This window comes from Paenibacillus sp. PCH8 (assembly GCF_002968835.1).
GTDB lineage: Bacteria > Bacillota > Bacilli > Paenibacillales > Paenibacillaceae > Paenibacillus.
Genome location: NZ_PKQK01000002.1, coordinates 245560 through 265163 on the forward strand (window position 1 = coordinate 245560; position 19604 = coordinate 265163).

The window sequence follows — 19604 nt, forward strand, 5'->3', positions numbered from 1 at the left end:
GTTCCAATCGATTGAACGTCTATTCCTGCTGTTCCAGTTTCTTCAAATCCAAAGCCAGTTTCTCCATTGTTGTCGCAAATAATGCAAGTTCAGCGGAGCGTGAGGCTTGGCTTCGTGCGCCTCGGGACGTGTGATCTGACTCCTGCTGCACACTGCTTAGTTTCTTCATAATCTGCTCCAGATTCGACTGAATCTTACCTTGGGCATCCCGGGAACTGGCTGCAAGTTTGCGTACCTCACTCGCAACGACTTCAAAGCCCCGTCCGAACTCACCTGCATGTGCAGCTTCAATGGCTGCGTTCAGACCCACCAGATGACTCTGGTCCGATATCTCACGAATGAGTTCACCCATTTTTCCAATCTGATGGATCTCCCCTGTCAATTCCGTGAGTAGAACATGAGCCTGATCCTGAGAAGCAGCTGTTTCTTTGGCTACATTCGAAATAGCCAAGGCATTTTCATTTAATTCACTAATCATGCCTGTAAGCTCTTGGGTAATCTGCGTAATTGCCAGCAACGTATGTTGTTGATCATCGGCAAGCTGATGTAACTTCTCCTTTTCTTTCTTCTCATATGCTTCAAGGACAAGCTGCGAATCCAGATTAAACATCTTGCTCAGCGCTTGAATCACAAGATGCCAGGAGTCCGGGATCACCTGTTGGAATATGCTCGTTGCAATATCTAGGTACACCATATAGGTGCCCAGATAATAATCCTCAGACAGACCAATGCGTGAATGAACAAGCCCAATCGCAATACGCTGCTCAATATAAGCATCATCAACAATCCCGTCTGTCATGGATAACCAGTACATTTTCTGTGTCTCTTTTAGACGATCAATGGTAGAGAATCGGGCGATCAGATCTACCAATTCAGGATAATTTCCCACATGATTATAGAAATGGTCAACCACTTCATTAACGACTTTTTTAAAAACAGGCCGATGATCGGCAAGCAACTCTAGATCAACTAAGGTTAATCCCATGTAATCAAGTTGCTTCTGTCTTGTTGCGGAAATACTACTCATATCTGGTTCAGTCAGCTCCTTAATAAACACTACATTACTTTAAATTGTAAATATATGTATCGATTATAGACTAAAATACCTAAATATACATATACCATTAGAACTAATTTACTTTAAAATCAACCTTATTTGTCAGCTTATTAGATTAATATTAGCCTAATAGAACTAAAAAGGCCCTAACCCTGCCGTGAAGGAGCCTCACAGCAGGCATCAGGAACCTGATCCGGAATGGTTCGTTGCAGATTAGCGATTAAGCAGACTGCCCACATAACGTAGCAGTTCATTCGCGCTGGCCGCGGTATATCCATGTTCCTCAATTAACCGTTTGATAACTTCATTCATACGTTTCAGTTGTGTTGCATCCGGTGTTTTGGTTGAGGTTGTAATCTTGACGATGTCTTTCAGATCGGTAAACAACTTTTTCTCAATCGCTTCACGCAGACGATCATGGCTGCTGTATTCGAACTTGCGCTCCTTGCGGGAGTATGCCGAGATTCGGATCAGAATTTCTTCCCTGAATGCTTTCTTCGCATTCTCGGAAATGCCGATCTGCTCCTCGATGGAACGCATCAAACGCTCATCCGGGTCCATCTCTTCATCGGTCAGCGGGTCCCGAATTTTGGACCAATTGCAGAAGGCTTCAATGTTGTCGAGATAATTCTCGAATAACGTTCTTGCTGACTCTTCAAATGAGTACACAAATGCTTTCTGCACTTCCTTCTTGGCCAGTTCGTCATACTCTTTGCGTGCAAGAGCGATAAAGTTCAGATAACGCTCGCGTTCCTCTTTACTAATCGAAGCATGCTGGTCGAGGCCGTCCTTGATGGCCCGCAGAATATCCAGCGCGTTAATGCACTCCAGATTTTGCTTAATCAGAGCACTGGAGATCCGGTTAATGACATACCGCGGATCAATGCCGGACATACCTTCGTCTAAATACTCATTTTGCATCTCGCGCAGATCGGCTTCTTTGTACCCTTCCACTTCTTCACCATCATACATCCGCATTTTTTTGACGAGATCCATGCCTTGTTTCTTCGTTTCCTTCAAGCGGGTAAGTATGGAAAAAATGGCTGCGGTCCGCAGTGCATGCGGTGCAATATGAACATGCTTCATGTCACTTTGCTGAATGAGCTTGCCATAGATTTTCTCTTCCTCGGACACCCTCAGATTGTAAGGAATCGGCATGACAATCATCCGGGATTGCAGCGCTTCGTTTTTCTTATTGGAGATAAACGATTTATACTCCGATTCATTCGTATGCGCCACAATCATCTCATCCGCACTGATTAACGCGAAGCGTCCTGCTTTGAAATTACCTTCCTGTGTGAGTGACAAGAGGTTCCACAGGAACTTCTCATCACATTTCAACATCTCCTGAAACTCCATCAGTCCGCGGTTCGCCTTGTTCAACTCCCCATCAAAACGATAGGCACGTGGATCGGACTCGGAACCAAACTCGGTAATAGTGGAGAAATCAATACTACCGGTCAGATCCGCAATATCCTGCGATTTGGGATCGGATGGACTGAATGTTCCTATTCCCACCCGATTATCTTCGGAAACAAGAACCCGTTCTACCGGTACCTTACTGATATCACCGTCATATTCGGTACGGAGTCTCATCTGGCAGGATGGGCAGAGGTTTCCCTCAATGCGGACTCCAATTTCCTTTTCCACCTCAGGACGAAGCTCAAGTGGAATCAGATGCAGTGGCTCCTCATGCATGGGGCATCCATCAATGGCATATATGGCACCTTGCTCCGTCCGCGAGAACTGTTCAAGACCCCGCTTCAGCAACGTCACTAGCGTGGATTTCCCTCCGCTTACAGGCCCCATAAGGAGCAAGATCCGCTTCCGTACATCCAAACGACGTGCTGCCGAATGAAAGTATTCTTCAACCAGCTTCTCAATCGATCGATCCAGTCCAAAGATCTCCTGCTCAAAAAACTTGTACCGTTTATGCCCACCTACTTCTTCCACGCCAAACGATTCAATCATCTGATACACTCTGGCGTGAGCCGTCATTGCCGGAGTCGGGTCCTCTCTCAGCATTGCAATATAATCTTCAAATGTTCCGTTCCATGTCAAACGGTCACTCTCTGCCCGATGTTCCGCAACGCGTTCAAAAATATTCATGCTTGGTACCTCCCATGGCTCCTTTAGTGTGATTGTCAACCATTCCGAATGGTATGAAGAAATCAATAGAATTACGGCTCCTGCTTGAATACCCATCTTGCGGTCCGGCTTAGTCCCGCCACCCTCTGTCCAAACGTCTTGTTTTGTTGTGAAAAGTGTATTACATACCTATGCGGCATTTTGGATAAGTTGACCTCTTTTTTTCATTTCTCAACTCGGAATTTTGGCATCCCCCTGTTCTATCAGACATCTTCTGCCTTCAGAAAAAAAAGAACGAATATGATATAATAAGGGTTCTAAATTCAGGAAACCGGACAACGTATGGTCAAAGCCAGACCACCTCAGGAAAGGAGCACGAACGATGGCAGTGCAATACGAAACTGAATTATATTCGCCTGTGAAGGCATTCTTCGAGCAGCGCGGCTTCGACGTCAAGGCAGAGGTCAGACATTGTGACCTCGTAGGGGTCAGATCGGACCAAGACGAACCACTTATTGTGGAGATGAAAAAAACGTTCAACCTGTCCCTGCTGTTACAAGGGATGCAACGCATGAAGCTTAGCCCGTTCGTGTATCTGGCCGTCGAGCGCAATCGCAGTAAACGTGGAGCCGTGAACCAACGCTGGAGCGAACTGACTGCACTTTGTAGACAGCTCGGTCTGGGGCTTCTGACGGTCACTTTTTACAAAACCAAAGCCCCCCTGATTGATGTACTCTGCGAACCCTCTGCACTGAATCACAGCCTTGAGCACAGTAATGTTACCCGAAAGAGTGGCGTAAGACGACAACGTTTGCTCAAGGAATTCGATGAACGCAGCGGGGACTACAATATTGGGGGCAGCACGCGCAGACAGCTGGTTACGGCATATCGGGAGAAGGCATTACGCGTCGCATCCGCCCTGCGAACGAACGGTGAAGCCTCTCCGGCGATGCTTGCCAGACAGTCAGGTGTAGGTTCTGCCGCCTCGATCCTTCAAAAAAATTATTATAACTGGTTTGAGCGTCTCTCCCGTGGAAAGTATATGTTGACGATTAAGGGAGTGCAGGCGTTAACCGAGCATGCACACATGCTTGAGGATAATGATATGATGGAACGGAGCATTAATGAACTGAATATACAATATTCCGATTTTGGCGACAAAATGGATGAACTTTCACACATTGCCGAAAGAGCTGAACACGACTTGAAGAATACTAATCAGGACTGACAAAGGATCATATGATACAAGATGAAATTTCATGAGAACGCAAAAATGCCTGTAATCTCAAGTCGAGATTACAGGCATTTTGTGTATTCTATATCAGAATGCTATTAGAAGCTTGCTGCTACTTGGGAAGCCAATTTCAGACCTGCAGTAACAATTTCTTCAGCACGGTCTGCAGAAGCATTATGTCCTTCAACGATAACCACTTCTGGATCTTGAATGCCCCACAAGCCGAGAACCGTTTTCAGGAAGTTCAGGGACATTTCAGCAGCTACCATAGGGCCTTCGGAGTATACGCCACCACGTGCGTTCAGCAAAGCTACTTTTTTACCGCCAGCAAGTCCAACAGGACCTTCAGCAGTGTATTGGAATGTTTTACCAGCTTGACTCAGGTAAGCAATATAGTTTACCAATGGTGCAGGAACAGTGAAGTTCCAGAGCGGGAATGCAAATACAACTTTATCTGCTGCCAGGAATTGATCTTGCAATTGAGCTGCCAGTGAAGCTGCTTTTTGCTCGTCAGCTGTCAGTTCGAAACCGTTAGCTGCTTTGTAAGTACCCGTGATTGCAGTGTTGCCATAGAATGGGAATTCTGTATTGTAGAGATCCAGCTCAGTAATGGTGTCACCTGGGTGGGACTCTTTGTATGCGCTCAGGAAAGCATCGTACAATTTAACGCTGACTGCTTGATCTGCAGGACGGTCGTTTGCTTTAACAAATAAAATAGTAGACATGTTGAATTTTCCCCCGTTAGATATAATATATGAGTGCTTCTTTTCATGAACTAGCAACAATTACAGCTTATATAAAGAAAACAACAACTCATTAATACATATTATATATAAAAATGTTAGTGGATGCAATAACGTAATCACTTTGGTCATGAACCAATTTTATTTTTTGCTACAATCTATTTTTCGATCTGACTTAGCTGCGCGCCGTGAATTCGGATATGGCTTCACTGATCAGGTTCATACCGAGCAACAATTCATCCCGTCCCGGATGGCTGAAGTTCAAACGAATGTAGCGTTGATCTTGTACGCCTGTAGAACATAACGACCCCGGAAGGAAAGATACCCCTTTTAACAGAGCCGCCTTGAGCAGAGCACCACTATCCAATCCTTCCGGCAACTGCACCCAAAGGTACATTCCGCCCTCAGGAATGTTGTACTGGCTCCCTGTCCAGCCTGGTCTCTTCAACAGTTCCAGCATCAGCTTGAGTCTTGTTTTATACTCCCGATTCAGCATGGACAGATGATCACTCCATCGAAAAGGGGATTGGGCAAGCAATTCATACAACAACCGCTGGTTCATTGGACTCGACTGACCATCTGCAATCCGTTTAACGGAGGCCATCGCTTGAATCAGCGCAGGATGTCCAGCAGCCCATCCGGTCCGTAGAGCGGGCGCTACCGTTTTGCTAAATGAACCGATGTAGAGAACATGTCCACCCTGGTCAGCCGTATCCAGTGCAAAGAGTGAAGGGTATTTACGATAGAAATCCACCGGCTCAAGGCCATCGAAATGAAGCTCTCCGTAAGAATCATCTTCCACAAGCAGTACACCATAACGCGAACACAGATCAAGGACAGTCTCCCGCCGCTCCATACTCCACAAAACACCGGTCGGATTCGAGAAACTGGGAGCAGCAAAAAGTAGCTTGGGTCTCACCTGCTGCATGTGATGCTCCAAAAGATCTGGCAGTATACCGTCCTGATCGCCCATTACAGGCACAATCTTGGCTCCTTGCATCTCCAGAACCTCAAGACATCCTGGAGATGTAGGATGTTCAACCAGTACGGAGTCACCCGGTTCAAGCAATAGACGCATCACCAGATCGATGGCCTGCTGGGTACCCGTGGTCAACAGAATCTGCTCGGGTACCGTTCGTATGCCTTTGCGTGCATTCCAGTCTTTGTTCAACCACTCTCTCAAAGGTGTGTAGCCTGCTGGTTCTCCATATTGCAAAGCAGAGGGGCCTGAACTAAATACAGATACCGCTGCTGCTTCCAACAATTTGAAAGGAAATAATTCCTCCGCAGGCAACTCTTCTGCCAGAGAAATGAAATAATCCCTACCAGACATCTCACGTATATCCCTCAGTGGTGATGACAAAAGCTTGTTTGTACGGGAAGCAAAGAAATACTTCATCGATCCGTTCCCCCTTCATGCCTATTCCGAAACTGTACTCGCAGTCCGCAGCCCTACAACCTATTCCTGCTCGTCATCGAATATGACCGGATGGACACCTGACGTTTCATATGGATGGGAAGAACCAATCTGGTTCGTCAGGATATCGTCTTCGCCTGTCTTGCATGCAAGGCATAACGTTCAATGGCCTGAGCTCTGCTACTTACTTCAAGCTTCACGTATATTTTACGCAAATAATTATCAATGGAGCGCCTGCTAACGTTAATCTCACTCGCTATTTTATCATAGGTTACACCCTGCACAATTCTTTCCATGATAAAAGTTTCGGTTTCTGTTAATTCAATTAAACGTTCTTCTGTCGGAGACTCTACGGGTTGCGCCCACTCCGCACTGTTTACCCACGATAGCGGAATGGAAACATAGTCCTCACGTAACCCCGAGATCAGATGAATCAGCTGGCTAGGGGAAGCCTGTTTGGACAGCATACCGCTTGCACCAAGACTCATCAGATGACGAAACAGCTTCACATTGTCTTCATCCGTCAGAATAATGATGTGGCTGTGAGTTGACAGATTCTTCATCTGGTCAATATATTGATCTGCCTGGCCTTCTGGAAGACGATAATCCATGAGTATTAAGTCAGGCTGGTGAATATTCACCAGTTCGAGCCCTTCTGTTCCGGTCGACGTCATACCACGTACCGTCAGATCCTGCTGCTCTTCCAAAATCAATTTTGTACCGAGCATGCTGGTGGGGTGGATATCTACGATGACCACCTGCCATACTTTTTTCATTGTTGTTCCCCCTGTTATGTATTGGACAAATAACTTCTACCTTCCGCTCATGATGATTCCCTCATCTATGCGACAGTCCGAGTATAGAAGAAGTACAGGTCGGATTATGTCGAAAATCATAAAAACACAGGAGATAACTGTCAAAATAGCACCATCTTCTCTGTATTTTGCTTAGGAAACATCATGGCGATTGTCTTTCCATGCCCTGAAAAGGTCGAAATATAGTATAAACTTCCTGCATTTCTATCTAAAATAGTCGAAAAACCTGCCCAAAGTTCCTACTTATTGCATCTATAAGAAATTGTATCCTAGGACTTCCTTCCGATGCAATCTCTTTTTACTCTATTAACTAAAGAATTTCATTTTTGCGTAATCAATAGTGACATGATAGAATGGGGACTGGAAAAATTTTTGTACCTATAAATGACCAGGAGTGATGATATGAAACCATCTGCCCCGCCCTCTGACATCCTTCACACTCGGAGCGCCAAAGGCAAGGCCGGATCTTCAATCAGGCTGTTTCTGGTAATGTGGATTGTTCTCATTGCACTAGGATTAGTTGGAACCTACTATTATAGTAACCATCTCCAGCAACAGATGATTAACCAGCTTCAGGCCCATAATCAGCAGCAGATTGCAGCGCTCAAAACCGACTACGAAAAGCAGCTAACAACGATATCGAAGGAAGTGGCAGAACTGCAGGGACAGGTTCAGTCCTTTAATGAATTGCTGACTTTCACCAAGGATAATGCAAGTGACAAAACGGACAACAGCAACAAACTGTATACCCAGCTGAGCGAAGTCAAAAAACAACTGGAGACACTCCAGAAAAAGATGGACCTGCTCAAATGATTACACCCGTCAAACAGGTTAATCGTTTTTTTATGCTTGCACTCGCTCCTTTTGTTGGACTGCTCTTATGCCTGCTGCTGATTCGCCCTCCGCTCGAACCCGGAGGTATGATCTCTACCGAGTTGCCTACGGACAGCATTACACCCCGGACCCAGACAATTAGCCAAGAACTTGCCGGGGCAAAGGACGCTGCTGTCCAGACTTCTTCTTCTATTAAAAGAACGACACAGCTTTACAATAAGACAACAAGTACAATGTCTACTCTTGTTCAAAAGGCTACCACTCAGGCCAATCGTCCTGAAACGATTTACAATAAACGGATCTCATCCAAGCTTGGTGTTCCTTTGGAACGAGTAGACAGTGATAGGCTAACCATTGAACTGTACAGAGTGAATCCTGGCAGCTATAAGGGCTATGCCATGAAGATCAAGCTTAAAGATCCCACTGCCATGCAGATGGCTCTGGACAGCGAACCTGGACGCTCTGAGACGACTATGCAGGCTGTGAAGCGTAACGGCGCAATTGCCGGTATCAACGCAGGCGGGTTCGCTGACAGTGGAGGGAAACGTTACCCCCTCAGCACAACCGTCATGGACGGGAAATACGTGAATGGTTTTCAAGCCAGTTTCAAAGATCTGTTCTTTGTAGGACTTAACGATACTGGCAAACTGGTCGGGGGTAAGTTCTTCGATAAAAACTCTCTGGATCGCCTGCAACCGCAATTCGGGGCTACATTTGTGCCGGTACTGTTGCAAAATGGTCGCAAACCTGTGATACCCGACAAATGGAAGGTTTCACCCCAACGAGCACCACGTACGGTCATTGGCAATTATAAGGATGATCAATTGTTGATCATTGTTGTGGATGGATATAATGAAGGTGGAAGTTCTGGGGCCACCCTAGAAGAGTTACAAGGACGGTTGTACAAGCTTGGCGTAATTGACGCCTATAATCTGGATGGCGGTGGATCTTCCTCGCTTATACTGAATAATCGGGTTGTCAATAACCCTTCGGATGGCAACCTCAGACCGGTGCCTACGCACTTTTTATTTTACAAATGATGGGTTGAAGCATTTCTTTTCTATCTATAATGGTTATAATAGAAGAAAATGAGCTTGTGCAGGAGGTGCGAAGTGTATGTCGTTTTCACTGACATTCTGGATTATTGCAGTCGTATTGACGCTCTTCATTACAGGCATTCTCACTTCATCCTACAACAATGACAAAACAAAAGGCCTGTAACGGCCAAGCCTCTCCTAAGGAGAGGCCTTTTTACTATTTCATACATGAAACAGCAAGAGACAAGGCTTAAAAGAATGATGTAATTCTTCTAAGCCTTGTCTCTTGCTGTGCCGCTTGAACTGACGAGTCCTCCTTAGGATCAGGCGCAGATCAGAGATCAACAGCTAACCGCCCGGTCTTTCTTCATTGATGTCACAGAATCAGACGGTATAGGACCACTCACCGACCCACCCTCAACCAATGTCACATAAATTCGTTCATGATCGACGGGTTCTCCAGCAATAATCTTAATTAATTGTTCCGCAGCCAGCGATCCCCACTTGCGTTTGGAATAATCGATACTCGCCAATCTCGGCTGCACGTATTTGCTCAATTCAATATTATCGAATCCAATGACATCGATCTCCTGACCAACGCCCAGTACACTTTCTGCCAGACGATCACACAGACCGATGGCCATCTCATCATTGAGACAGAATACCGCTACTGGTCCATCATACACTTGCACAATCTGATCTGCGGCTCGCTCTCCACCACTTTTCTCAAAATCCCCCGTGATCTCAATCCATTCCACATCGGCGTCACGCTCTGCAACTTGTTTTACAGCCTTCAACCGCTGCACCGAGTCAAACGAACCTTCTGGTCCCGTTACCACGTAGATTTTCTTATGTCCCTGTTCAATGAGATGTTCCATCGCAAGCGTGGCTCCAGCCTTATTATCCAACAGGACCTGATTAATATTGGGATGATCCATCTCACGGTCCAGTACTACGATTTTGTGCCCGCGATCGGCATATTGCATCAGTTCCTCACTTGCAAAGGTGTGATCCAGTATGATCGCACCATCAATCATCCGTTCCGGAAGCATACGGTGGGATTGTTTGCCACTACATACGATGAGATCATAGCCTTGAGCATTACATACGGCTTTCATGCCACTGAGCATGTCTCCATATACATCACCACTAAAATCCGTCAAGAATACACCCAGAATTTTGGATTCTCTCTTCTTCAGTGTTCTTGCAGCGGCATTCGGAACATAATTCAACTCTTTGGCAATGGCCAAAATTTTGGAACTGGTCTCATCCGTCACTTTGTTGCTGCCATTCAACGCATAGGACACGGTGGAGATGGAAACTCCCGCCTGTTTGGCGATATCCTTGATACTGACCACATTCTTCGCTCCCCTGTTATATTAATCAGGCCTTTCATAGCGAAAGACCTGACACATCACACTTTCTACCTCTTAGATTAAACCAGTCTGAATGATTTTTTCTGCGTATCCCGACTGTTCGGACCAACCAGAATGTGGAATTCGCCTCGATCACTGCGATGGCTTAGGTCAGAATGGTGATACCTAAGCTGTTCTTCATTTAATGTGAACGTAGCTGTACCACTCTCTCCCGGTGCAAGTGCAAGTTTCACATATCCTTTCAATTCACGCATTGGGCGAACGACCTCACCCGATACATCCCGCACGTACAACTGAACCGTCTCCACACCTGCACGCTCACCCGTATTCGTTACGCTCACCTGGATGTTCAGAGAATCTTCGTCCGTCATCTCATGATGCGATACTTCAAGATCACCATAAGCGAACGACGTGTACGATAGACCATAACCGAACGGCAGCAAAGGTTCATTCGGGCTGTCAATATATTTGGAGACATAACGTTCTTCTGTTTTCTCCGGATTCAGCGGACGGCCTGTATTGAAATGGTTGTAATATACCGGAATCTGACCCACCGATTGCGGGAAGGACATCGTCAGACGTGCAGATGGATTCACAACACCTGTCAGAACGTCTGCAATAGCCGCTCCACCTTCACTACCTGGAAACCAGGCTTCAAGCACAGCATCCGATTCGTCGATTACACCATGCAGATCCAATGGGCGACCGTTGAAAATGACGCTGGCGATGGGTTTACCAGCTGCCTTCAGCGCCTTAACCAATTGCAATTGGGCTTCTGGCAGACGAATATCCGTACGTGATCCACCTTCTCCACTCATCTCGGAGTCTTCACCTAGAGCGAGGACAATCAGATCTGCTTTGCTTGCCACGACCAGAGCTTCGGCAATCTGCTCAGCTGTAATGGTATGAACATCACTGCCTTGGGCAAATTGAACTTTCCCATCCGTCAGGCGCTCTTGCAGAGCTGTCCCCAGCTTGACTGCATCTTCCTTAACCCCTTCACAGGACCACCAACCCAGAATGTCAGGACTCTGTGCAAAAGGACCGATAAGGGCTACATTAGCTTCCGGCTGAAGCGGAAGAACGTTACCTTCATTTTTCAACAGGACTGCCGACTTCGTTGCCAGTTCATAGGATACCTGACGATGCTCTTTCGAGAAGACAATCTCGCGTTCACGCTCCGGATCAGCAGCACGGAACGGGTTATCAAACAAGCCCAGTTTTTCTTTCAACTGCAAAATACGAAGCACCGCTTCGTCAATAAGTTGCTCCTCCACTTCACCACCTTCAATCAAGTCCGGCAGATGACGGACATAACAAGGTGTCATCATCTCCATATCCACACCTGCGCGAATGGCACGATACGCCGCTTCACGGTCATCTTCCGCAGCGCCGTGTGCAATCATCTCACGGATGGAAGCCCAGTCCGAGATTAATACACCGTCAAAGCCCCACTCCTCACGCAAAATACCGCGCATCAACTTCTCATTACCGCTTGCCGGAATACCGTCCACTGTATTAAATGAAGTCATGACCATCTCTACACCTGCGTCCAATGCCGCTTTGTATGCAGGTAGATAGTACTCGCGCAGGTTCCGCTCTGACATATCCACGGTATTGTAATCGCGACCACCCTCAGCCGCTCCATACGCCGCAAAGTGTTTGACACAGGCAGCCAGACGATCAGGTTCATCCTTCAGGTTGTCCCCCTGATATCCGCGTACGAAAGCTGCTGCGAACAGGCTGTTCAGATAAGGATCTTCTCCTGTCGTCTCCATCACACGTCCCCACCGCGGGTCACGAACCAGATCTACCATGGGTGCAAAGGTAACATGCAGACCAGATACAGCCGATTCACGTGCTGAAATTTCAGCACTTTTCTCAGCCAACTCGGTATCCCATGAACAGCCGATCGCCAGCGGAATCGGGAAAATCGTTTTGAAGCCATGTACCACATCGGCCATGAACAGAAGCGGGATGCCTAGGCGACTTTTTTTCATATAGGCTTGCTGCACATCCATAATGGCCTGCGCACCAGACAACCCGAGAATGGAACCACTGGCATCTACCGACTGTTCGGTGATTCCCATCTCTTCCATTGGTCCTGTAATCTGGCCTTCAACATCTGTCCCTTCATAGAAGTTGGCAGTCAGCTGAAGAAGCTGGGCTATTTTTTCCTCCAAAGTCATCTGGTTCACAAGGTCTTTTAATTGCTGATTATTCATTAAGGGTTTCCTCCACTACATATTGTTGAAATAAAGAACCCGGCTGCGTTCGGGGAGAGACCGCGCACCGGGTTCGAAATGACGGGAGACAGAATGTTCCTGTCCTGCCCCATCCTGTTCATTACTGCATCATTACTTGAATTCTTTGTTCAGTTCATCCAGATAAGGTTGAACCAGAGACTTCTTACTGTTGACCCATTCTTTCCAGTTAGCCTCCAGATCTCCATTTTTGAGGATCAGGTTGGCATATTCGTTCTGGTAGTCGAATGAAGCCTGACTTTTAGCTTTGGAATCGTACAGGCTGATATCCCAGTCGTATGCTGCCAGCGATTGGCTCTCTGTACCGAGTTTTGCTTTTTCCTCAAACAGTTTCACAGCCCGATCACGATAATCCTTTTTGATTGCAGGGTTTACAACACTGAAGTCGTCACCGAGCAGATACAGACCTTCGAAGCGTGCCGGGTATTTGTCTTCCAGAATGGTTCCTTCTGGCAGCAAGCTAACCAGTTCGTTGTTCTCATCATATTTCCAATCGGTTCCTTCAAAGCCCATGTTAATGAGCAACTGTCCTTCTTTGGTTGCGGAGTAATCGATCAGATCCATGATGCGTTCGAATTTTTCGTCGCTGATCTCAGGGTTGAAGATCAATGCAGACCAGAAGTTTGCTTGTTCCATGTTGCGGTATTTTCCGTCATCTCCGAGAACGATTGCTGTGTGGACCAGATCATCACTGTTCACACCCAGATTTTTCTTCATATCCGAGTCGAGACCTTGTCTGTACGAAGCCAGTCCGCCCAGACTTGTTACTGCAGCTGTACCTGTTACTTTGAAGTTATTTTGACCTTCATTGTTTTTCCATGTGTAGAATTCAGGATTAAGCAGTCCATCTTTATATGCTTTTTGCATCAATTTAAGACCTGTAAGTGTCTCAGGATCAGCAGGTCCCCAGTGGAACTGACCGTCTTCACCTTTATAGAACGGAGAATCTGTCATCGCATGCACACTATTTGGCATAATCATGTTTGTCATCGCATCTGCTGCATTATAGGACAGTGGTACAAGCTTGTTACCCACTTTACCTGGATCTTTCTCTTTGACAAGCGCAGCATACTCGTTCAATTCGGTTGTTGTATATGCATCTTTCAGTTCAAAACCAAGGGCTTCAGCCCAGTCTTTACGAAGAGCAATGACACCGATTTGATTCGTGAGTGGATCAGCAGGTTTGTTTTCAAAATAAATAGGTCTAGGCAAGAGATACGTTCCGCCTGTCAATTTTTCCAACTGATCACCAAGTCCCGTCAAGTTATAAGCTGCGGCAACGTTTGGCCAACGCTCTTTCCAATCATCCGGGAATTTGTAGAACAGTCCTTGATCAATACTATTCAACGCATCACCATGTACGTAGTTCCATACCGATACATCTGGCAAGTCGCCCGAGTTGATCCACAGACGAAGCTTCTCGCCCCATGAATCCCAATCAATATAGTTGTAATCCCATGTTACATTGAATTTGTCTGTCCAGAACTTATGGAACTCATTATCCAAATTCCCGTTTTTAATTTCCGTCAGGTTGGCTACAGAGATGGTGAGGTTATCTGTATAATTTCCCTCAGCATCCTTCTCGTTACCGCCTTCCGAACCACCACTGGAACAAGCTGTCACCACCAACATCAACAGACAGAGTGTGATGGCAAAAAGAGCTTTAACTGACAACTTTCTGTTCGTTTTCATGCTTTTACCCCCATGTTTTTAGTCGAATTTTCTAGTTCAAATCCTATGCGTAAATCAGGTCTTGATCGCCCCTGTTAATACCCCTTTGGCAAAGTGTTTTTGCAGCATTGGGAAGAAACACATAATCGGTACCATCGTTACAAATACAGCCGCCATCTTCATACCCATCGAGAAGTTGCTCACTTGGGTCGAGTCTACGCTGGCTGCGTTGGATGCATTCGTCTGGGATGTGACAATGATCGTCCGCAGTACGTTTTGCAGCGGTAACTGATCCGCCTTTCGCAGGAAGATCATCGCATCGTACCAACTGTTCCAGTAAGCTACACCGTAGAACAATGTAATTGTAGCCATAATCGGTGTAGCGAGCGGAAGAACAACAGAGAAGAGAATTCTCCACTCTCCAGCACCATCCAGTCTCGCAGATTCCATTAATGATTCAGGTAAGGTGTAGAAGTAGTTCATCATCAGGATCATATTAAAAGCACTGAAGCTTCCCGCCAGAATAACGGACCATAATGTGCCTGTAAGATGCAGTGACTTCATGATCAGATACAGTGGTACGATACCACCATTAAAGATCATGGTGAACAGAACCAGGAAAAAGAGAAATTTCTTGAACGGGAAGTTACTGCGGCTAAGGCCATAAGCCATACTTGTTGTCAGGAACAAGCTGAGCGGCAAACCAATGACCAGCAAGATAATTGTGTTTTTGTAGCCTGACAGAATACTTCCGTCAGCGAACAAAGCTCTATAGGAATCCAATGTAAACTCTTTAGGGAACATCAAAAATGGATTTTCAGCATACTCTTTTTGTGTTGCAAACGAGATCATTATGACATTCCAGAATGGAATCAGAATCATCAAGGCAAGTGCAAGTAATATGGCAAATATGAAGTAATCGAGCAGTGTCATTCGTTCTGTGCCAATTCTCGGCTTTCTGCTAGCTTTCTTGCTCATCTCTTTTATCCTCCTCTCTTATCGGAACAAACCGTCTCCGCCAAGCCATTTGGCAAATCTGTCAGCAAGAAGCAGCAAGGCCATATTCACCAGGGAACGGAACAAGCTGACCGCTGTCGAGAATGAGAAATCGGTTGATGACTGGAACGTAATCCGATAGATATATACATCGAGTACTTCCGATACATTTTTGGTTGCGGCATTTGCCAAGTTGAAGATCTGGTCGAAACCGGAAGACATCAGTCCACCCACCGACAGAATGAACATGATCGTAATGGTTGGAAGGATGTTAGGCAAAGTAATGCGGAACATCTGTTGCATACGGGAAGCTCCGTCAATCTGGGCTGACTCATACTGATCCTGATCGATACCTGAAATGGCAGCCAGGAAGATAATTGCACCCCATCCACTTGATTTCCAAATATCGGTCAACAGCAACATCGGCACAAAGTTAGATTCGGAGCCCAGGAAGTTAATCGTTGGCAATCCGAGTAATCCGAGTGCGCTATTAACCAGTCCGTCATATGCCAACACGTTAATGACTACGCCGGAAACGATGATCCAGGACAGGAAGTGTGGGAATGTAAGAACCGTCTGGAACAACTTCTTGCCTTTGCGCATCCGCAGTTCATTCAGCAACAACGCCAGAATGATTGGGAACGGGAACTGAATAATCAGTTTTAGAATATTGATGTACAGCGTACGCCATACTGCATCGATAAAGGTTGGGTCACGGAAAACATATTTGAAATTCTCGAATCCGCTCCATGGACTCCCCCAGATGCCCAGGTTTGCCTTGTAATCTTTGAATGCCAGAGACAGGCCACCCATTGGCATGTAGGCAAACAGGATGAGCCAGACAAGCCCCGGAATAAGCAGGGTGTATGTCATTCGGTGCTTCCAGATTTCAGTCCAGAGCGAATTACCCTTCACGTTTTCCTTCAGCTTTTTGCTAGGTCCTTCGGCTGCAGGTTTCACATTGCATCTCCTCACTCTACTATGGTGTTGTCGTTGTACAGAAAATCAAACATCGTTCTCAGGTGTTGCTCCCAGAATCTCCATTCATGAGCCCCTGGCGTCTCCACATACCGAAAATCATAAGCCGTTCCTTGCATGTACTCGGCATATTGGCGATTCATGTCCACAAAGGGATCACTCTCACCACAGCAACTGAGGATATCCGGTAAAGGTCCACCTTGCTCCAGCAGTTTGGCTGACAATGAATAGATATCCTGATCCGCCTTTACCTGTAACCGTTCTCCAAAAACCGCTTTCATTTCCTTGATCATACCTTCTGGCATATGGGGGTCATGAAGTCGTGTCTGGATATCCGTTACGCCAGATAAAGAAACTACTTTGCGATACCGCTCTGGATAAGTTAGCCCACATTTCAGTGCACCGTACCCACCCATGGATAAACCCGCAACATACGTTTTTGCCGGATCTGGATTCAGATTGAGTAGACTTTTGCATATCTCAGGTAACTCCTGAGTGATGTAGTGGAAGTAATTCAGGCCGTATTCCATATCGGTGTAATAGCTTCGATTCGCTTCCGGCATAATGATGGTACAGCCATATTGTGCTGCGTACATCTCAATTGTGGTCAACCGTTGCCAGGTACTCGCATTATCCCCTGCCCCGTGCAACAGATATAGTGTACCGCCTGAAGTCTCTCCGAAGTCACTGGATACCACATGTATGCTGGTATTCATGCATAACGCCCGCGATCCGATTTCAATCGTAATATGCGCCATATTGAAACCCCTCTTATCATCGCCTGCTGTCTTTACTCTTTCGTTTCTCTGGCGTTGGATTGCAGGTTGTTGTAGATCCCCTTGAATTACGATGGGTTATCGAAACGATTTTCTCGAATCGTTTCAAACATAGCCGCCGTTGATTTACTTGGACTTCAATACAACACTTCATATGTGGAAGCGATTTCTTCGAATCGTTTCGAATAAATCATAATCCCGATCAGTAAATCCTGTCAATAACCTTTTTACAAATTTCGCGTTTTTTTCTCGAAAAAATGCATTATTTACTTTGAATTTGCGCCAAAAGACACTATTATTGCGAAAAAGTGAATTTTAAGACTGCTTCATAACAACTTCAATTGACACCAAACAAGGATTATACTAACATGAATTCTAATTTTGCAATCGAATTACGGAAACGTTTCACCAATTGATACAACTCAGGTTTCACCTGACAAAAGGAGGTTAAGATGTCTAAGCAACTCCAAGGCTTCATTCAAACGATTACAGAGCAGCAATTGAATGTTTTCTCCATTCGTATATTACAGAAAGGGCATCTGCTTGACCATTGGGACCGAGACAGGGATCAGCGCCGTGTACAACATTCCATCAGCAAATCCTTCACCTGTATGGCCGTTGGTCTTGCGCTTGAAGAAGGGCTTTTACAGATGGATTCTACACTGGGTGATTATTTCGACTATGATCATGTACCCCTGTCGCATCACTCTCTACCATCCTCGCGGGAACTGAAGTTAAGCGATCTTCTTCGTATGTCTTCAGGTCACGACTCGCCTCCCCTTTGGGCTGACGAACGGGCTTCATTGATCGAGAAGGATTGGGCGAAATATTACATGTCTTTGCCGCTGGACCGGATACCTGGAGAACAATTCACATACAGCAGTGGCGATACGTTCATGATCTCGGCTATGTTACAGGCTGCCACCGGACATACTGTGAAAGATTACCTGACTCCACGGCTATTTGAGCCTCTTGGCATTCATGATGTAGCATGGGAAACCTCTCCACTCGGGGTAACGCTTGGTTGTGCGGGTCTTTGGATAAGTAATGAGGAGCTGAGTCGATTTGGACAGTTCCTGCTGCAGGAGGGCCTCTGGAAAGGCACACAACTTGTACCTGCCGACTGGATCAGAAAGGCTACAGCCCAGCAGATCGAAACGACTGGAAGTGCCGATTGGGGAGAAGGTTATGGGTATCAGTTCTGGATGTGTTCTCATGGCGCTTACCGCGCCGATGGAGCCTATGGTCAATTGTGCATCATTCTTCCCTCAAGGGAAGCTGTCATCTGTATCAACAGTGAGGAAGAAAATATGCAAGGCATCATGAATGCCGTATGGGATCAGATTTTACCCCTTTACTCTCACCAATAACATTTGGATCATACAAAAAAACGCCACGGAGTCGATGGACCCCCTGGCGTTTACTTCTTATCCGTGCTGTGGAAGATGAGTCATTTCATCTAAACATTGTGCGCATATGTAACGCTCTTTGAACTCGTTGACTTCCTCAATAGATCCACAGAAAATACATTTTGGACGATATCTCTCTAGGATAATATGCTCCCCTTGTACCAAAATCTCTACAGGATCTCCCTCATTCATCTGATACCTTTTACGCAAAGATTTAGGCAATACGATCCTACCCAATTGGTCAACTTTGCGAACTACTCCAGCTGGCTTCATAGCTACGGCACACCTCTCCTATCTCACTCTAAATTTCTAGGTACATTTGTACTATGTTTATAAATTCGCCAAGATTTTGTCGAATCCTGCTGGAAATAAACATTTTTTGTCCTTTTTTTTGAAAAATGTTTTTTTGCCGAATTTTAGCTGTCAATTCATTAACCGAATTTATCCTTCTAACCCTGGAAAATTCAACTGGCGTAATGCTTCATAGACAATAATCGCTGCCGAATTGGACAGATTTAATGATCTAACATCGCCAGTCATTGGCATTTTCATACATGTATCGGGATTCGCTGCGATTAATTCAGGAGGCAGGCCTTTGGTCTCTTTACCGAAGACAAGGAAATCTCCATCCTGAAAATTAAAATCACTGTATCGATTCTTCGCTTTCGTAGTTGCGTAGAAGAACCGTCCTTCTGGAAACTTCTCCTGAACCTCGGTGAACGAATCGTGGTATTCAATATGAACAGCATGCCAGTAGTCCAGCCCTGCCCGTTTCAACGTAGCATCATCCGTCCGAAATCCCAGTGGACGAACCAAATGTAGATGCGTGCCGGTTGCGGCACAAGTCCGAGAAATATTTCCTGTATTCGCCGGAATCTCCGGTTCAACCAGAACGATGTGTAAAGCCAT

17 protein-coding genes are annotated in these 19604 nt (G+C 45.9%); 4 read left to right on the forward strand and 13 right to left on the reverse strand.

Annotated elements, in window-relative coordinates; all coding sequences use genetic code 11:
* Positions 1-19: 19 nt before the first annotated feature.
* Positions 20-1027, reverse strand: a complete 1008-nt coding sequence (locus tag C0Q44_RS13685) for a globin-coupled sensor protein (protein WP_105407877.1) — start codon at positions 1025-1027, stop codon at positions 20-22.
* Positions 1028-1270: 243 nt separating this feature from the next.
* Positions 1271-3166 carry a PrkA family serine protein kinase gene (locus C0Q44_RS13690; RefSeq protein WP_105407878.1) on the reverse strand — a complete coding sequence of 632 codons (1896 nt, stop codon included), beginning with the start codon at positions 3164-3166 and terminating at the stop codon, positions 1271-1273.
* Positions 3167-3527: 361 nt separating this feature from the next.
* Between C0Q44_RS13690 and C0Q44_RS13695 the strand changes: the two genes are divergently transcribed.
* The gene (locus tag C0Q44_RS13695; protein WP_105407879.1) at positions 3528-4373 is read left to right on the forward strand and encodes a DUF2161 domain-containing phosphodiesterase; all 846 of its coding nucleotides are present in this window, start codon (positions 3528-3530) and stop codon (positions 4371-4373) included.
* Positions 4374-4477: 104 nt separating this feature from the next.
* Here C0Q44_RS13695 and C0Q44_RS13700 read toward each other — a convergent pair whose 3' ends face one another.
* The 3 genes from C0Q44_RS13700 to C0Q44_RS13710 form a co-directional block, all read right to left on the reverse strand.
* A complete protein-coding gene (locus C0Q44_RS13700; protein ID WP_105407880.1) occupies positions 4478-5104 on the reverse strand; it encodes an FMN-dependent NADH-azoreductase in 627 nt (208 codons plus the stop codon).
* Positions 5105-5297: 193 nt separating this feature from the next.
* Positions 5298-6521: an aminotransferase-like domain-containing protein gene (locus C0Q44_RS13705; RefSeq protein WP_105407881.1), complete on the reverse strand. Its 1224-nt coding sequence runs from the start codon at positions 6519-6521 to the stop codon at positions 5298-5300.
* A gap of 137 nt (positions 6522-6658) precedes the next feature.
* The gene (locus C0Q44_RS13710) at positions 6659-7315 is read right to left on the reverse strand and encodes a response regulator transcription factor (protein ID WP_105407882.1); all 657 of its coding nucleotides are present in this window, start codon (positions 7313-7315) and stop codon (positions 6659-6661) included.
* 441 nt (positions 7316-7756) lie between these two features.
* Between C0Q44_RS13710 and C0Q44_RS13715 the strand changes: the two genes are divergently transcribed.
* Together C0Q44_RS13715 and C0Q44_RS13720 are read left to right on the forward strand one after the other, a co-directional pair.
* Positions 7757-8167 carry a uroporphyrinogen-III C-methyltransferase gene (locus C0Q44_RS13715; protein WP_105407883.1) on the forward strand — a complete coding sequence of 137 codons (411 nt, stop codon included), beginning with the start codon at positions 7757-7759 and terminating at the stop codon, positions 8165-8167.
* On the forward strand, positions 8164-9228 hold the full coding sequence (locus tag C0Q44_RS13720; RefSeq protein WP_105407884.1) for a phosphodiester glycosidase family protein: 1065 nt from the start codon (positions 8164-8166) through the stop codon (positions 9226-9228). Before C0Q44_RS13715 ends, C0Q44_RS13720 begins: the two co-directional genes overlap by 4 nt.
* Before the next feature lie 338 nt (positions 9229-9566).
* On the opposite strand, the gene C0Q44_RS13725 is transcribed toward C0Q44_RS13720, so the two are convergent.
* From C0Q44_RS13725 to C0Q44_RS13750, 6 genes are all read right to left on the reverse strand, one after another.
* On the reverse strand, positions 9567-10583 hold the full coding sequence (locus C0Q44_RS13725; RefSeq protein WP_105407885.1) for a LacI family DNA-binding transcriptional regulator: 1017 nt from the start codon (positions 10581-10583) through the stop codon (positions 9567-9569).
* Positions 10584-10660: 77 nt separating this feature from the next.
* The gene (locus C0Q44_RS13730) at positions 10661-12826 is read right to left on the reverse strand and encodes a glycoside hydrolase family 3 N-terminal domain-containing protein (protein WP_105407886.1); all 2166 of its coding nucleotides are present in this window, start codon (positions 12824-12826) and stop codon (positions 10661-10663) included.
* Positions 12827-12958: 132 nt separating this feature from the next.
* Positions 12959-14557 (reverse strand): type 2 periplasmic-binding domain-containing protein, encoded by a 1599-nt coding sequence (locus C0Q44_RS13735; protein WP_105407887.1) that lies wholly within the window; start codon positions 14555-14557, stop codon positions 12959-12961.
* A gap of 54 nt (positions 14558-14611) precedes the next feature.
* The gene (locus C0Q44_RS13740) at positions 14612-15514 is read right to left on the reverse strand and encodes a carbohydrate ABC transporter permease (protein WP_105407888.1); all 903 of its coding nucleotides are present in this window, start codon (positions 15512-15514) and stop codon (positions 14612-14614) included.
* A gap of 18 nt (positions 15515-15532) precedes the next feature.
* The gene (locus tag C0Q44_RS13745) at positions 15533-16492 is read right to left on the reverse strand and encodes an ABC transporter permease (RefSeq protein ID WP_105407889.1); all 960 of its coding nucleotides are present in this window, start codon (positions 16490-16492) and stop codon (positions 15533-15535) included.
* Positions 16493-16503: 11 nt separating this feature from the next.
* The gene (locus tag C0Q44_RS13750) at positions 16504-17268 is read right to left on the reverse strand and encodes an alpha/beta hydrolase (RefSeq protein WP_105407890.1); all 765 of its coding nucleotides are present in this window, start codon (positions 17266-17268) and stop codon (positions 16504-16506) included.
* Positions 17269-17738: 470 nt separating this feature from the next.
* On the opposite strand from C0Q44_RS13750, the gene C0Q44_RS13755 reads away from it, so the two are divergent.
* Complete coding sequence (locus C0Q44_RS13755) at positions 17739-18656, forward strand: serine hydrolase domain-containing protein (RefSeq protein ID WP_105407891.1); 918 nt, start codon at positions 17739-17741, stop codon at positions 18654-18656.
* 57 nt (positions 18657-18713) lie between these two features.
* Here the strand turns inward: C0Q44_RS13755 and C0Q44_RS13760 are convergent, their stop codons facing one another.
* Together C0Q44_RS13760 and trmL are read right to left on the reverse strand one after the other, a co-directional pair.
* The gene (locus tag C0Q44_RS13760; RefSeq protein WP_105407892.1) at positions 18714-18968 is read right to left on the reverse strand and encodes an AbrB/MazE/SpoVT family DNA-binding domain-containing protein; all 255 of its coding nucleotides are present in this window, start codon (positions 18966-18968) and stop codon (positions 18714-18716) included.
* Between the two features lie 168 nt (positions 18969-19136).
* Positions 19137-19604 carry a tRNA (uridine(34)/cytosine(34)/5-carboxymethylaminomethyluridine(34)-2'-O)-methyltransferase TrmL gene (trmL, locus tag C0Q44_RS13765; RefSeq protein WP_105407893.1) on the reverse strand — a complete coding sequence of 156 codons (468 nt, stop codon included), beginning with the start codon at positions 19602-19604 and terminating at the stop codon, positions 19137-19139.